Origin of the sequence: Bradyrhizobium sp. USDA 4532, assembly GCF_024171315.1 — a bacterium.
Lineage (GTDB): Bacteria > Pseudomonadota > Alphaproteobacteria > Rhizobiales > Xanthobacteraceae > Bradyrhizobium > Bradyrhizobium australafricanum.
Genome location: NZ_JALJZN010000001.1, coordinates 5,954,311 through 5,969,013, shown reverse-complemented (window position 1 = coordinate 5,969,013; position 14,703 = coordinate 5,954,311). Strand labels below are relative to the sequence as shown.

Here is a 14,703-nt window from a genome sequence, read left to right as displayed (position 1 = left end):
CGTGCGACCATGACGGGAATGGCGCGATGAAATCAAGAGGCGGTGGCCGCGCGCCACTCCTGCTGCACGGTGACGTCGCGCTCGCCGCCAGCCCGCGACGCCAGCGCCGCGAATGCTTCGCGGGCGGTCAGTTGCGACAGCGCCCACACCGCGGCGCCGCGCACCAGCGGGCTCGCGTCGTCGAGCAAACGCCGCGCTTCGCCGACAAGGCTTGCGTCACCGGAGTTGCCGATCGCGATCAGCACATTGCGGATGAAGCGGTCGCGGCCGATGCGCTTGACCGGCGACTTTGTGAACAGCGCGCGGAAGGCGGCATCATCGAGCCGTGCGAGATCGGCAAGCGCGGGCGCCCGCAGCGCATCGCGCGCGGCGAGCTTCTGCTCGCGCCCCGCTTGCGCGAACTTGTTCCACGGACACACCGCGAGACAATCGTCGCAGCCATAGATGCGGTTGCCGATGCTCTTGCGGAATTCGTGCGGGATCGGACCCTTGTTCTCGATCGTCAGATACGAGATGCAGCGCCGCGCATCGAGCTTGTAGGGCGCGGGGAACGCCGCGGTCGGACAGATGTCCTGGCAGGCGCGGCAGCTGCCGCAATGATCGGCCTCGGCAACATCGCGCGGCAGCTCGGTAGCCGAATAGATCGCGCCGAGAAACAGCCACGAGCCGAATTCGCGCGACACGAGGTTGGTGTGCTTGCCCTGCCAGCCGATGCCGGCTGCCTGGGCAAGCGGCTTCTCCATGACAGCGGCGGTGTCGACGAACACCTTCACCTCATCGCCGGTGATCGTGGCGAGCCAGCGCGCCAGGACCTTCAGCCGCTTCTTGATCACGTCGTGATAGTCGTCGCCCTGCGCATAGACCGAGATCGCGCCATGCGACCGGCGTGCAAGGATGTCGAGCGGGTCGTCGTCGGGCCCGTAATTGACGCCGAGCATGATGATCGAGCGCACGCCGCCCCACAGCACGCGCGGATCGGTGCGCCGCTCCGGATTGGCCGCGAGCCAGTCCATGTCGCCATGGCCGCCGGAGCCGAGGAATTCGAGGAAATATTTTCCGGGCTCGCTGGTCGCATCAGGCGCGGTGAAGCCGACGGCGTCGAAGCCGAGCGCATGCGCCTCGCGCTGAAGCGCTGCCTTGAGATCGGAAGGGGAGAGCCTGACCGCCGGGTTCAGAAGTCGAGATCCACATAGGTGCGCGACGCCGGCACCCCCGCCAGCCATTCGCTGAGCAGCGGGCGGAACGACGGGCGGGACTTCACCCGCGCGTACCACGACTTTGCCGCGTCGTCCTCGCTCCATGGCACGTCGCCTAGATAGTCGATCGCCGAGAGATGCGCCGCGGCGGCGAGATCCGCGTAGGTCAGGCGGTCGCCGGCGAGATAGTTCCGCGTCTTCGCCAGCCAGCCGATATAGCTCAGATGGTAGCGCACATTGACCTTGGCGGCGCGCATGATGTCGGGCGCCGGCGGGCCGCCGCCATTATCCTCGCTCATGAACCGCTTGTAGATCCGCTCGGTCACCAGCGGGTTGGAGGCTTCCTCGAAGAATTTCTCGTTGAACCACGCCATCAGCCGGCGCACCTCGACGCGCTCGGCCGTCGACGTCGGCAACAGCCGCCGATCGCCGGCATCGAGGCCGTGCGTCTCGTCGACATATTCGGCGATCACAGGCGCACCCGGAATCGGCGGAAAGCTCTCGGCGATCAGCACCGGCGTGGTGGCTGCCGGATTGAGCGCCAGGAACGCCTCGCGCCGTTCCCACACCCGTTCCTCCACAAGGCGCAAATCGAGCCCATACTCGCCGAGCACGAGCCGAATGAAGCGCGAATGCGGACAGAACGGATGGTGATACAGCGTGTACATGAAGCCCTTGGTAGTTTCGCGGCGCTTAAGAAATCATCAACCTGTGCGGTCTGGACCTGTGCTTTGGCCAGACTAGTTCCGGTCGTCTCTATGTCGCGTCAGCACGCAAACCGGTAGCCATCCCCGCAGATGGTGCGGGTCACAAAAACGCTATAGCTCAGCAAATCGGCCGGGTAACCCATTGTTTGACGATTTTTTGCGATTGCGGCCAATGTACGAATAAGCGAGAAGAATCCCGTTTTCCACACAGGGCAGGCCACAACATGATGACGGATATGCTGCGGGCGGTGATTCTCGGCATCATCGAGGGCGTCACGGAGTTCCTGCCAGTCTCCTCGACAGGCCACCTGCTGCTTGCGGAGCGCTTCTTCAATCTGGGCGAAGGCAATTTCTGGAAGAGCTTTGCGATCCTGATCCAGCTCGGAGCGATCCTCGCGATCCTTGCGCTCTACTTCGTCAAATTGTGGCGCGTGGCGCTCGGAATGTTCACCAATCCCGACGACCGCCGCTTCGTGATCGGCGTGCTGGTGGCGTTCCTGCCCGCGGTCGTGATCGGCCTGATCGCCGGCAAATACATCAAGGAGTTCCTGTTCAATCCGTGGGTGGTCTGCTTCACGCTGATCGTCGGCGGCGCCGTGCTGCTGTGGGTCGATCAGCTCGATCTCAAAGTGTACGAGGACGATGCGACCCGCTTCCCGCTGCTGATGTATTTCTGGATCGGCGTCGCGCAGTGCCTGGCGATGATTCCCGGCGTGTCGCGCTCGGGCGCCAGCATCGTGGCCGCGATGCTGCTCGGCGCCGACAAGCGCTCGGCGGCGGAGTTCTCGTTCTTCCTCGCGATCCCGACCATGGTCGGCGCGTTCGCCTATGATTTCTACAAGAACCGGGCCGACTTCACCTCCGACAATCTCAGCGTCATCGCGGTCGGCTTCGTGGTGTCGTTCATCACGGCGATGATCGTGGTGCGGGCCTTCCTCAATTTCGTCACCCGCCGCGGCTTCACCTTCTTCGCCTGGTGGCGCGTGATCGTCGGCACGCTCGGCCTGATCGCGCTGGCGATGGGACGGTAAGGCGCGACGGACACCATCCCATCACCGCCACCCTGAGGAGGCCGCAAAGCGGCCGTCTCGAAGGGCGACGGCCCCGATCCCGGCCGTTCATCCTTCGAGGCTCGCACCTCCAGCGACAAAGGCAAAGCCTTTGCGCGGGGATGACGGGGAAGGGCTTGGTAGCGTGGGAAAAACGTAGTGGTGCCGTGCCGGCTCGCGCGGAGCCTGTCATCGGGCGCGCGTTCGCGCGACCCGTTGGCTTGGCCGGGACGACAGGTGGAGAGAGCTGCCTACGCGCTCTTCTTCTGGAACTGACCCGTCGCGCGGAAGCGCCAGAGATATTGCGGGGCGATCGCTTCCATCGAATCCGGCGAGATGCCGAGGCCTGCGAAGGTCAGGCCGGCGGCCTTGGCGGCGTCGGACACCACATTGTCCGAACGCAGCATCTCGACCTGGTCCGGCGTCAGCGTGAACGGCCCCGGCGCGAACTGCAGGAAGTACGACTGGAACTTGGCGAGGCCGAACGGTAGCGGCGCCAGCATGCGATCGCGCTGGGTGATCTTGAGGATGATCTGCATCACCTCGCGCATGGTCAGCACTTCCGGCCCGCCGAGCTCGTAAGCTGCGCCCTGCTTCGCCTCGCCGTCCACGGCATGGACCACGGCGTCCGCGACGTCGCCGACATAGGCCGGCTGCACCGTGTTGACCCCGCCGCCGACCAGCGGCAGCACCGGTGACATCCGTGCCAGCGCCGCAAAGCGGTTGGTGAACTGATCCTCGGGCCCGAACAGCAGCGACGGCCGCATGATGGTGGCCGACGGCAACGCCGCCAGCACCGCTGCCTCGCCGCCCGCCTTGGCGCGGAAATAGCTCGAGGGCGAATCCGCGTCGGCCCCGATCGCCGAGACATGGACCATCCGCCCGTCGGCCGCGGCCGCCGCCTTGGCGATGGTCTCGGCGCCCTTCACCTGCACGGCATCGAAGCTCTGCCCACCGCCCTCGGCCAGGATGCCGACCAGGTTGATGGCGATATGCGAATCACGCATCGCCGCCTCGACCGAGGCCGGGTAGCGCACATTGGCCTGGACGGCATGGATCTGCCCGACCCGGCCGAGCGGCTGCAGATGGCCGGCTAGCTCGGGCCGCCGCACCGCGACTCGGACGCGGTAATCGCGCTTGCAGAGCGCCCGGACCACGTTCCGCCCCAGAAAACCCGATCCGCCGAAGACCGTGACCAGCGTGTCCAGGTTCGATGCCATGGGGTGATTCCTGTGGGATTCGAGAGCGATTGACGTAGGTTAACCGTCTGGCGATACGCCATCGGCCTTATCCTGTACAGGGTATTTGAATTTCCAATCGCGAATTTGACAAGCGCGCAACCGATCCTTACTAAGCCGCTCCACATGCCCAGGTGGCGGAATTGGTAGACGCGCTGGCTTCAGGTGCCAGTGGCTTAACGGCCGTGAAGGTTCGAGTCCTTTCCTGGGCACCACCCCCTTTTAAGCGATTGAAATCGCTCAGTATCCGGGGGGTGGGTGCGGGCAAGCCATCACCCAGCGAGGGTAGAGGCGAGACAGCGATTCTACCGTTGGCCCTCATTTCTCGTCGTTAGACGCGACGGACGTATTCTCGTTCGATCCAAATCGAGTGCATGTAGCTGGACTCCTCGACCACCTCGCCGACTTCGAGTTCGACCAGTTCTCCCTTGAGATCGACGGTCGGAAAATGGCGGCCGAGACACCTCGTGAAGAATGTCCGCGTTCCCGTGTATTCCGGTAGCGAATCTGGAATCGCCACGACTTCGACTCTGTCCCCGATCTTCATTCCACCATCTCAGGACGGGCTTGACGAGCTTGGCAGGCACCCTGCTCAGCTGGCGCTTGCGATCGTTCCCCCGTGGCGCCACCGCTCCAGTGCGCCGCAAATTTCGGGTTCTCCAGGGGTCGTCGCGCGAAGGCTTCGCGCTTCGCCTTAGATCGCCCATCCGTCGGCGGGATAGGCGACTGCCTCCGCGGGCTCGATCGTCATGCCGAGCCCGTTGCAGAATCGGCTGGAATAAAAGGCGAGCGGGGAACCGTCTCGCTGCCGGCACCAGCGGACCTCGCCAATGAACAGCGTGTGGTCGGCGACGTCAATTGACCGGACCACGTCGCAAGCGAACTGGGCGATCGCTTGCGACAGGACGGGAAACTCTTCCCGGTTGACCAGCGATGGCGAGCTTTCGGCCTGCGGCCTGCCGGAGAAGTGCGCGCAGAGTGCGAGATCTTCCGCGTGAAGGACATTCACGGCGTAACGCTTCGAATCCATGATCGCCTGCCAGGTCCGCCCTCGCATCACCGAGACCAGCACGGTCGGCGGTTTGGTGGAGACGGTCGTGAAGCTGTTGGCCGTCATGCCGACCGGAGTGCCGTCGCGGTCGATGCTCGCCACGACTGTCACGCCTGTGGGGAATCGCGCAGCGGCCGCCCGGAAGCTCGCCGGATCGGGATGCGGGTTCATCGATCGCGCTCCATGGCGAAACCGCAAGAGGTCGCGCCTTTCGGCGTGTGGTTCGAGAGATGGTTTGTCGGCACGCAGTCGCGGCCTGGTGCAAGTGGACCGTACGGCCGGCTCGCGATCATTGTTGCGTCAGGCAGCGAGCGGCGCGCGCCTGTCGATCCAAGCGTGGATGCGCTTGTCGGTCGCGACACGATCCCACTGACGCTCCGGGTAGTTGAAATTATCGGTGAACTCGTCGCAGAGTTCTCGGTCCTGCGCCATGGTGAGGATCAGCCGACCCATCGCCTCGGACGGCGGCCGCAGCATCAGATTCGTCCAGCGCGCAGCCGCGAACACGCGATTTTCGCGGGCGCGATCCACCTCCTCAACGAAGCGTGCGTCGAAGGCCACCGTTTCCACGATCGCCTTGCCGAGTTCGAAGGCGGCGTAGGAGGCGATGTTGGCGCCTTGGCCCATCAGCGGGTCGACCACTGAATGTACGTCGCCCAGCGCGACGGCGAATTTCTCACCATCGAAGGCGACCGACGATTGCCGCACGGTCGGCACCACCGCGCCTTGCAGCAGGTCGAGCGGCTGGGCAAGCCCGAAGCGATGGGTGTCGATCCGGTTGTAGGTGTGCGGATGATGCTTTTCCAGCTTGTCGAGAATTGTCTGGCGGAAGGCTGCAGGGTCCGCGTCGTAGCTCAGCGAGACCAGATCGGCCATGTCGCCGCCGGGAATGTTCTCCATCAGGAGCGCCGTCTTCATGCCGCTGAATGACAGCGTCGGAATGACGATCATCTCGCCATGTCCGGGCGACACCGAGAGCGTGACACCGCGCGGGTCGTCACCGTCCGGGCTGCCGTGATCGACGCCGTCATAGAGGCCCACGCAGAGCAGGCGCTGTGGCTGGCTGTAGGGGGACAACTCCGGCCGATGGGCGAACATTCGCCCGAGCGCACCTTTGCCGGTCGACACGACGAGAAGGTCAAAGCGTGAAACCAGAGCCGGTATGTCGTCGTCCTGGATGCTGGCATATTCGATGCTGCCGCCGCGATGCTCGAAATCCCTCATCAGCGCGGGCAGGTACATGCGGTAATCCACTGCCCGGCTCGGCTTCTTGAACGCGCCGCGAAACAGCAGCCCGTTGCCTGGGAAATTAAAGAAATGGTCGTGGTGGTGGTAGATCGTGGCGGCGTCATCCCAATGGTTCACGCCTAGTTCGTTCTCACGCGCGATCGTGACGCTGTGATGGGCGACCGTGTTCATCAGCCGCGCCGAGGCGTACTGCTCCGGAGTGCGGTCGGTCAGCACCGTCGCCTGGATCCCATGCTGTTGGAGATAAAGAGCCAGATGCAGGCCCCCGATTCCGGCGCCGACGATCCCGATCGATTTGTTCATTGTTGATCCTCCCTGGTTACCGAGAGGCTAGACCGGATCGACTGTGTCCATGTAGGGAATGATAAGAATATTACAAATTCCTGGGAGGAATGCATGGATCGAATCGATGCGCTGCAAACCTTCATTCGCGTGATGGAGGCCGGCAGCTTCAGCCAGGCCGCGAGCGATCTGGGCCTCGGACAGCCGGCCATCAGCAAGCGCGTGGCGTTGTTGGAGGCGGAGTTCGGCTGCCGGCTGTTCGTCCGCACCACGCGCAAGGTTCGTCCGACGCCGTAGGCCGATCGCGTGCTCAAGCTCGCCAAGGATATCGTCGCGCTGTTGGAAAGTGCCAGCACGCCGGCGCAGAGCCGGGTTCGCAGTCCGTCGGGGACCTTGCGGATCACTGTGCCGACCTCGTTCGGTCGCTACTTTTTCCGCGGCATTTTCGCAGAGTATCTTCGCCGCTATCCCGACGTGCGGCTCGATGCGAGCTTCACCGAGCAGTTCGTAGACCTGGTGGAGACCGGGACGGAGCTGGCAATTCGGATCGGAATGCTGAACTCCAGCTCGCTGGTGGCGCGGCGCGTCGGCACCATCAAGCGCCTCCTGGTGGCGGCCCCTTCACTGCTCGCACGGCATCAAGCCCCGCTCCTCCCCGACCATCTGCGCCGCATGCCGAGCGTAACGTATTCACGCTTGTCGCCGCGGAATCAGTGGACGTTCGAAGCCGAGACCGGCCGCCATGTGGTCGAGATCGCGCCGTCCATGACCTGCGACGACGCCGACGTGATGACGCTCGCGACGGTTGAGGGGCTCGGCGTCGCGGTCCTGCCAAGCTGGTGCGCCGTCGAACACATCGCCGCAGGCCGGCTTGTTCATCTGCTGCCGGATTATGCGGTACCATCGCTACCGATGCATCTCGTCTATCCTGACCCGCATTGGATGTCGCACCGCGCGAGACTATTCCGCGATCTGATCATTGAGCGTGCCGACATGTTTGCGATTGGCTGAACACGTCGGCCGATGCTGGGAATTTGAGAACGCCGGCGATCGCCGCCGCAGCCCCTGCCGTCACACGATCCGTCGGCCCGCGCGTCGCGCGAAGCGACAGCTTCATGACCAACGAATAAACGATGGAGGTAATCCCAGTTCTCTCGTCCTGCGGCATTTTGCCAATTTTGTCCCGACATCGAATTACGCTCAGATCGGGCGCCGACTGGACGGCCCCAGCCGCGCTCCGACTATGCACCACGACAGAGCTTGGCGATGATCGCGATCGAAAGCCGGACGGCGCGAGCTCAATCAGCGCGCATCGCCGCCGTCGACGTCGTCCATGATCTCGACGCCGCCGAGACGATCTGGCGGAGTCTTGAGAACTCGAGCCATTCCATCACGCCCTTTCAGCGGTTCGACTTCCTCGCCCCGTGGCAGCGTGAGGTCGGTGAGCGCGCGGGACTGTCGCCTTTCATCGTCATCGCGCGTGACGGCGATGGCCAACCACGGGGCTTGCTGCCGCTCGCCCTGCAAACGGCTCTCGGCGTGCGCCGCGCGAGCTTCATGGGCGGCGAGCACGCAACCTTCAATATGGGCCTGTGGGAGCGTGGGTTCGCCTTGGGTGCCACGAAGGCAGATCTCCACGCATTCATGGCGATGCTCGCCAAGCGTGACAAAGTCGACGTGCTGGCGTTGCGCCAGCAGCCGGCGCAGTGGCGCGGCGTGCAAAACCCGGTGGCGCTGCTGCCTCATGAGCCCCTGGTCTGAACTGCCCGATGCGCACAATCGAGCCGGGCGCAACGGCCGCGAACCTGACCGGCAATCCCTCCCGCCGCATGAAGCTCAAGCAGCGCAAACTGCTGGAGCTGACCGGCTACCGCTATCACGTTGCCTCCACTGATGCCGATATCGCCCGCCTGCTCGACTGGTTTTTCCGCGTGAAGTCGGAGCGGTTGGCCGAGCGGAAGGTGTCCAACGTGTTCGCCGAACGCGCCGTGGAGAAATTCATCCGCGCCGCCTGCACGACAAGGCTGTCCCACGGCGGCCGTGTCATCGAAATCCATGCGCTCGAATGCGACGAGGAAGTGATCGCGATCTTCGCCTTGGCTGCCGATGGCCACCGCTTCTCGACGATGTTCAACACCTACACTTTGTCAGACAACGCGAAACTCAGTCCCGGCCTGCTCCTGATGCAGGAAATCATCCATCATTTTGCCGGCCGGCACTATCGCGCCTTCGACTTCGGCCTCGGCTCGCATGACTACAAGCGGCTGTTCTGCAAGGACGACGAGCCATTGTTCGACAGCTTCATTCCGCTCACCAGGCTCGGCCGACAGGCCGCCGGAGTGATGTCCGCGGTGGACCGCACCAAGCGGTTGGTGGAACACCATCCGAAGCTCCGCGGCGTTGCGCAGCGCCTTCGCAAGGCCTTGCTTGACAAAGCATTCTGCGCAATTCCTCTCGTTTCCTTGCTTCAAATGTAGCTGCCGAAGCCCGCGTAGCCGGAACGAGCGGCCCTGCCGTCACACGATCCGCCGGCCCGCGCGTCGCGCGATCGGCCGCTGCACGAAATACATCGCGATCATCGAAATGATGGTCGTTGCGACGACGATGTAGCCCAGCCGGTCGAAATGCAGCAGCGAACCGTCGGGATTTTCCGCGATGATCGCCGCCGCAAAGACCGAGCCCAGCCCGCCCGACAGCTGCTGCACCGAGGCCGAGATCGCGCTGAACGATCCGCGCTGGCTGGCGTCGGGAATCGCCGACATCAGGGCCTGGGACGGGATCATGCGCGAGAAGATGCCGATGAACATCAGCACATTGACCAGGATCGCGGTCAGCAGCGAGACGTGGCCGAGGTTGGTGTAGATCAGCACCATGATGACGGACACCACGCAGCCGAACACGAAGGTCGGATATTTGCCGAACGCATCGCTGGCGCGGCCGACCAGCGGCCCGATGATGATGCTGAACAGGCCCGAGACGAGATAGATCGTCGGCAGGTGGACGATGTCGATGCCGAGATTATGCACCGTGAAGGCGCTGCCGAACGGCATCAGCATGAAGCCGCCGGTCGCGAGCAGCGTGGTCACCAGGAAAGCCAGCGTGTAGCGCGGCTGGCCGACGGTCGCGATCAGATGGCGGAACGGATTGCTGTCGTGCTGCAATTTGAGATGGGCATCGACCGGGTGCATCGCGATCGCAATCGCCGCGATCGCGGCAATCGACAGGCCGACGATGGCCACGAAGCAGATGTGCCAGTTCCAGTGATTGGCCAGGAACAGGCCGGCCGGGACGCCGAGCACCTGGCTCGCGGCGAACGCCGTCTGCAGGATGCCCATGGCGCGGCCGCGCTGTTGCAGCGGGAACAGGTCGGTGACGATGGCAAGCACGACGGAGCCGATCACCCCGCCGAACACGCCGGTGACGATGCGGCCGAGCAGCAGCACGTGGAAATTCTGCGCCAGCGCGCAGAGCACGGTGCCGAGCATGAAGCCGACATAGAAGAACAGCAGCAGCCGCTTGCGGTCGAAGCGATCGGCAAAGCCGGCGGCGAGGACGCCGGAAATCCCGGCCGCGAACGCGTAGGCCGAGACCGCGACGCCGAATTGCCCGGCCGTGATGTTCAGCGACGGCATCAGGATGGCGCCGAGCGGCGACATGATGATGAAGTCGAGGATCAGCGTGAATTGCGTGAAGGCGAGCAGCGCGATCAGGAACGATTGGTAGCGCGAGAAGCCGCGCTCCTGCTGGTCGTCGATCGGCGCGGCGATGGTCTGGTCGGACATAAGGCTCATTTCATTTGGGACGGCGGGTTCGGGCTGGCAACAAATAGGGTCGGCGCGGCCCGATTTCAGGGGGCGCGCGGGCAACAGTTCCCTCGAAATTGAACGCGTCGCGGCAATGACTTGGCCCCGACTTGGCCGCGTGCCCACGTCGAACTTGGCGAGAAAATGGGGACAGCGGCGCACCCGAGACGCCATGGCGATTGTTTCCGGTTGTGTCGGTCGATAACTGCAACGGGTGAATGCTGTACTTCACAACCTTGAAAGCGTGCGCACGCCAAGGGTGTGAATCGTGCGGATACATCTCATGGTTCTGTCTGTGGCGACCGCGCAACAGGTCGCTGCAAATCGTTTCAAGCTTGAACGGAGCGGAGCTGAGAGCGGGGCGGGGGTAGCAGGTGGCGCGGGGCCGGGGGCTCGGCTTCGCGCCGACGTTGGAGTAAGGGCATGGTTTCCTCGCGGCTCGCGGCGATCCTGTCGTGCACGGCTCTAAGTGGCGGTTGCCTGTTGTCCACGTCGCCGGCGTTTGCCGCCTGCGACAGTCTCGCGCCGGCGAGCGGGCAGACGGTAACCTGCTCGACCGCAGCGCCGAATCCCTCGCCGGCCGGCGTGCAGGCCGCTGCCGGCAGCTCGAACGTCACCGTGAACGTGCTGCAGGGCGCCGGCATCACGCCCGGCGCCGGAGCGACCGCGATCGGGCTTGTCTCCGGCAGTGCCGCCACCAATAACGGCACGCTGACCATCAGCGGCGGTGGCACCGGCATCTTCGGCAGCGGCGACGGCAACGTCTTCACCAACGGCGCGTCGGGCGTGATCACGACCTCGGGCGCCGGCAGCAATGCGATCGCCGCCAGCAGCAACGGCAACACGCTGATCAATAACGGTGCGATCACGACGCAGAACGGCACCTCGCGCGGCCTTGCCATCACCGGTCTCACGCAGCACAACAACAACACGCTGATCAATACCGGGACGATCACCACCCAGGGCCCGCAATCGCACGGCCTTTATGTGCAGACCGGCGACAGCAACACCTTCACCAATAGCGGCACCATCACCACGGCCGGCGCAGGCGCCCGTGCGATCTTCTCCGCCGGCCAGTTTGCGACCATCACCAATACCGGCACGCTGCTCACGACCGGTGGGGACGCGGGCGGCACCGCCAACAACACCGTGTTCATGCAAGGCAATGCGGGTGTGTTGCGCAACAGCGGCATGATCGAGGCGCGCGGCGTCAATGCCGACGGCGTGTTCTCCAACACCGCCGGATCGTCGTTCACCGCCCGCATCGAGAACCTCGCCGGCGGCAAGATCATCAGCCAGGCGGGACCCGCGATCCGCACGCTCAACGGCGCCACCACCATCGTCAATGCCGGCCTGATCGCCGGCAACAGCGGTACGGCGCTCGCGGGCGGCGGCGGTGCGGTGAATTTGATCCTGCAAACCGGATCGCAGATCGTCGGGCTTGCCGATGGCGGCGGCGGCAACAACCAGGTGCGGCTGCAAGGCAGCGGCACGGCCAACAATGCGTTCGCGCGATTCCAGACGTTGACGATGGAGGGCAATGACTGGACCTGGGCCGGCACCGGCACCTTCGCCAACACCTTCGTCAACAGCGGCTCGCTGACGCTGCAGACGTCGCTGACCGGCAATGTGTCGATCGCGGCCGGCACCAGCCTGCTGGCGGGCAACGGCGCCAATCCGTCGATCACGCCGTTTCCGGGCGGCCCGCCGATCACCGTCACCAATGCCGGCGTCATCAACCTGACCAATGGCGGCGCTACCGCGGCGAACAGCCTGACCATTGCCGGCAACTATGTCGGCAATGGCGGCGGGCTCTATCTGCGCACCGTGCTCGGCGGCGATGGGTCGCCGTCGGATCGGCTCGTCATCTCCGGCGGCAATGCGTCGGGCTCGACCGCGGTGACCGTCACCAATGCCGGCGGCGCGGGCGCGCTGACCACCGCCGACGGCATCATGGTGGTGCAGGCCGTCAACGGCGGCACCACGGCTGCGGGCGCGTTCGGCCTCTCCAACGCCGTCGTAGCGGGCGCGCACGAATATCTCTTGTTCCGCGGCGGCGTCTCCGCCGGCAGCGCCGACAACTGGTATCTGCGCTCGACATTGTTGCCCGGCACGGCCTCGCCTGCGCCGCCGGCTGCGCCCGCGCCGGCGCCGCCTTTATCGCCCAACGTGGTGCCGCCGCCTCCGGGGCTGCCTGCGGAGGATCTGTCGTCGCTGACGCCGCCGCCGGCGGGCGTCGCGCCGGTCCAGCTCTACCGTGAGGAGGTGTCGGTCTATTCGGCGCTGCCGCAGGTGGCGCAAAAGCTCGGGCTGGCGACGCTCGGCACCTTCCATCAGCGCCAGGGCGATCAGGCCTTGCTGACCAGCGGCGGCGAACAGTCGGCGGCGTGGGCGCGTGCCTATGGCTCGCACAGCTCGCAGAGCTGGGCCAGCACGGTCAGCCCCGCCTTCGACGGCACCATGGCCGGCGTGCAGGTCGGCGTCGACATCCTGCGCTTCCAGTCCGCGCCCGAGCATCATGATCGCGCCGGCTTCTTCTATGCGTATGGCTGGGCCAGCGGCAACATCAGCGGCTTCGCGCTCGGCCTGAACGACGTCCGCACCGGCACGCTCTCGATCGACAGCCAGAACATCGGCGGCTACTGGACCCATGTCGGCCCGTCGGGCTGGTATGTCGGCGCCGTGCTGATGGGCAGTTTCTACGGCGCAAGCCCGCAGTCGGATCGTCAGGTCGGCGCACGGGTGTCGGGCACCGGCGTCGCTGCATCGCTGGAAGCCGGCGCGCCGATCCCGCTGAACAGTTTTCTCGCGATCGAGCCGCAGTTGCAGCTGATATGGCAGCGCCAGTCGTTCGACAGCTTCAACGACATGTTTTCGAGCGTCGCGCTCGGCAGTGCCGATACGTTGACCGGGCGGCTCGGCGTGCGCATTCCCTCAACCTTCGTCGTCGGCACGACCGAATTGCGTCCGTATCTCGAGGCCAATCTCTGGCACACGGCCGCGAACGACCGCAGCATCGCCTTCGCGACGACGGACCTGATCGGCGTGCAAAGCCGCGGCACCGCCGTCGAGATCGGTGCCGGCGTCTCCGCGCAGCTCAATCGCACGATCAGCGCCTATGCGAGCGCCGACTACACGACCTCGGTGGACAGCCTCCATCGCGAGGACATCACCGGCCGCTTCGGCCTCCGCGTCAGCTGGCAATGACGGCGCGCCCTCGTGGGGGGCGCGCGGCGGGGACAGCAACCCATTGTCTCCGCTGCACAATGGCGGTACACCCTGAACTATCTGTGCCGGAACAATTAAGGATTCCCGCTGCTCGTGTCCGGCCCTGACGGGCCCCGATACCAATGCGCGATCCGAAGACTGGCGCGTGCTCGCCTGTCGGCGGATTGGACGGTAGTTTATTCCGACAGCGATTCGACGAGGTTTTTGACAGCATGACCATCCGCCTGCATCGCGGCGACCTGCCCGATCTGTCCCGCTACACCGATTCGGTGGCGATCGACACCGAGACCATGGGGCTGCATCCGCACCGTGACCGGCTCTGCGTGGTGCAGATGTCGAACGGCGACGGCACCGCCGACGTGATCCAGATTCCGAAGGGCCACACCGATTCGCCGAACCTGAAGGCGCTGCTCGCCAATCCCAAGATCACCAAGATCTTCCATTTCGCACGGTTCGACGTCGCGGTGCTCTACAACACGTTCGGCGTGATGCCGACGCCGGTCTATTGCACCAAGATCGCCTCGCGGCTGTCGCGCACCTACACCGATCGCCACGGCCTGAAGGATCTGGTGCGCGAGGTGCTGAACGTCGAATTGTCGAAGCAGCAGCAGTCGAGCGACTGGGGCGCGCAAAGCCTCAGCGAGGCCCAGCTCGCCTACGCGGCCTCCGACGTGCTGCACCTGCATGCGCTGCGCGACAAGTTGAACGTCATGCTCGCGCGCGAGGGACGGACCGATCTCGCCCAGGCCTGCTTCGATTTCCTTCCCGCCCGTGCCAGGCTCGATCTCGACGGCTGGGAGGCCGAGGACATTTTCGCCCATTCATGATGAGCGCCGAATTCGTCTCGGCCGGGGCAGTTCCGCCCCGTTTCGGCCAAACTGTTCACGCGTGGTCCGCTGCG

10 protein-coding genes, 1 tRNA gene and 2 pseudogenes are annotated in these 14,703 nt (G+C 64.8%); 6 read left to right on the top strand and 7 right to left on the bottom strand.

What is annotated here, in order from left to right; translation table 11 throughout:
- Positions 1-32: 32 nt before the first annotated feature.
- Positions 33-1,223: a tRNA epoxyqueuosine(34) reductase QueG gene (gene queG, locus J2R76_RS27480; RefSeq protein ID WP_076833758.1), complete on the bottom strand. Its 1,191-nt coding sequence runs from the start codon at positions 1,221-1,223 to the stop codon at positions 33-35.
- On the bottom strand, positions 1,172-1,864 hold the full coding sequence (locus J2R76_RS27475; RefSeq protein WP_057020382.1) for a glutathione S-transferase family protein: 693 nt from the start codon (positions 1,862-1,864) through the stop codon (positions 1,172-1,174). The genes queG and J2R76_RS27475 overlap by 52 nt, the downstream gene beginning before the upstream one ends.
- A 263-nt stretch (positions 1,865-2,127) precedes the next feature.
- On the opposite strand from J2R76_RS27475, the gene J2R76_RS27470 reads away from it, so the two are divergent.
- Entirely contained in the window at positions 2,128-2,934 is an 807-nt protein-coding gene (locus J2R76_RS27470) for an undecaprenyl-diphosphate phosphatase (protein ID WP_028341730.1), read from the top strand.
- A 269-nt stretch (positions 2,935-3,203) separates the two neighbouring features.
- Here J2R76_RS27470 and J2R76_RS27465 read toward each other — a convergent pair whose 3' ends face one another.
- On the bottom strand, positions 3,204-4,172 hold the full coding sequence (locus tag J2R76_RS27465) for a complex I NDUFA9 subunit family protein (RefSeq protein ID WP_076833759.1): 969 nt from the start codon (positions 4,170-4,172) through the stop codon (positions 3,204-3,206).
- A 146-nt stretch (positions 4,173-4,318) separates the two neighbouring features.
- On the opposite strand from J2R76_RS27465, the gene J2R76_RS27460 reads away from it, so the two are divergent.
- Positions 4,319-4,405: transfer RNA gene (locus J2R76_RS27460), tRNA-Leu, on the top strand.
- Positions 4,406-4,521: 116 nt separating this feature from the next.
- Here the strand turns inward: J2R76_RS27460 and J2R76_RS27455 are convergent.
- The 3 genes from J2R76_RS27455 to styA form a co-directional block, all read right to left on the bottom strand.
- A complete protein-coding gene (locus tag J2R76_RS27455; RefSeq protein ID WP_076833761.1) occupies positions 4,522-4,737 on the bottom strand; it encodes a hypothetical protein in 216 nt (71 codons plus the stop codon).
- A 147-nt stretch (positions 4,738-4,884) separates the two neighbouring features.
- Complete coding sequence (locus tag J2R76_RS27450) at positions 4,885-5,412, bottom strand: flavin reductase family protein (protein WP_076833763.1); 528 nt, start codon at positions 5,410-5,412, stop codon at positions 4,885-4,887.
- Positions 5,413-5,541: 129 nt separating this feature from the next.
- Positions 5,542-6,792 (bottom strand): styrene monooxygenase subunit StyA, encoded by a 1,251-nt coding sequence (gene styA / locus J2R76_RS27445; protein WP_057020386.1) that lies wholly within the window; start codon positions 6,790-6,792, stop codon positions 5,542-5,544.
- A 93-nt stretch (positions 6,793-6,885) separates the two neighbouring features.
- Here styA and J2R76_RS27440 point away from each other — a divergent pair.
- Positions 6,886-7,782 (top strand): annotated as a pseudogene (locus J2R76_RS27440) (LysR family transcriptional regulator).
- 255 nt (positions 7,783-8,037) lie between these two features.
- Positions 8,038-9,248, top strand: a pseudogene (locus J2R76_RS27435) (GNAT family N-acetyltransferase).
- 39 nt (positions 9,249-9,287) lie between these two features.
- Here J2R76_RS27435 and J2R76_RS27430 read toward each other — a convergent pair.
- Complete coding sequence (locus tag J2R76_RS27430; protein ID WP_253625216.1) at positions 9,288-10,553, bottom strand: MFS transporter; 1,266 nt, start codon at positions 10,551-10,553, stop codon at positions 9,288-9,290.
- 444 nt (positions 10,554-10,997) lie between these two features.
- Here J2R76_RS27430 and J2R76_RS27425 point away from each other — a divergent pair, with 444 nt between their 5' ends.
- Together J2R76_RS27425 and J2R76_RS27420 are read left to right on the top strand one after the other, a co-directional pair.
- The gene (locus J2R76_RS27425) at positions 10,998-13,781 is read left to right on the top strand and encodes an autotransporter outer membrane beta-barrel domain-containing protein (RefSeq protein ID WP_253625215.1); all 2,784 of its coding nucleotides are present in this window, start codon (positions 10,998-11,000) and stop codon (positions 13,779-13,781) included.
- A 233-nt stretch (positions 13,782-14,014) separates the two neighbouring features.
- Positions 14,015-14,629: a ribonuclease D gene (locus tag J2R76_RS27420; protein ID WP_076833773.1), complete on the top strand. Its 615-nt coding sequence runs from the start codon at positions 14,015-14,017 to the stop codon at positions 14,627-14,629.
- Positions 14,630-14,703 lie beyond the last annotated feature (74 nt).

Bases quoted from the DNA above. Each gene is read 5' to 3' on its own strand.
- queG (WP_076833758.1), bottom strand. From the start codon at position 1,223: ATGGCTGGCGGGGGTGCCGGCGTCGCGCACCTATGTGGATCTCGACTT.
- J2R76_RS27450 (WP_076833763.1), bottom strand. From the start codon at position 5,412: ATGAACCCGCATCCCGATCCGGCGAGCTTCCGGGCGGCCGCTGCGCGA.
- J2R76_RS27425 (WP_253625215.1), top strand. From the start codon at position 10,998: ATGGTTTCCTCGCGGCTCGCGGCGATCCTGTCGTGCACGGCTCTAAGT.
- styA (WP_057020386.1), bottom strand. From the start codon at position 6,792: ATGAACAAATCGATCGGGATCGTCGGCGCCGGAATCGGGGGCCTGCAT.
- J2R76_RS27420 (WP_076833773.1), top strand. From the start codon at position 14,015: ATGACCATCCGCCTGCATCGCGGCGACCTGCCCGATCTGTCCCGCTAC.
- J2R76_RS27470 (WP_028341730.1), top strand. From the start codon at position 2,128: ATGATGACGGATATGCTGCGGGCGGTGATTCTCGGCATCATCGAGGGC.
- J2R76_RS27475 (WP_057020382.1), bottom strand. From the start codon at position 1,864: ATGTACACGCTGTATCACCATCCGTTCTGTCCGCATTCGCGCTTCATT.
- J2R76_RS27465 (WP_076833759.1), bottom strand. From the start codon at position 4,172: ATGGCATCGAACCTGGACACGCTGGTCACGGTCTTCGGCGGATCGGGT.
- J2R76_RS27430 (WP_253625216.1), bottom strand. From the start codon at position 10,553: ATGTCCGACCAGACCATCGCCGCGCCGATCGACGACCAGCAGGAGCGC.
- J2R76_RS27455 (WP_076833761.1), bottom strand. From the start codon at position 4,737: ATGAAGATCGGGGACAGAGTCGAAGTCGTGGCGATTCCAGATTCGCTA.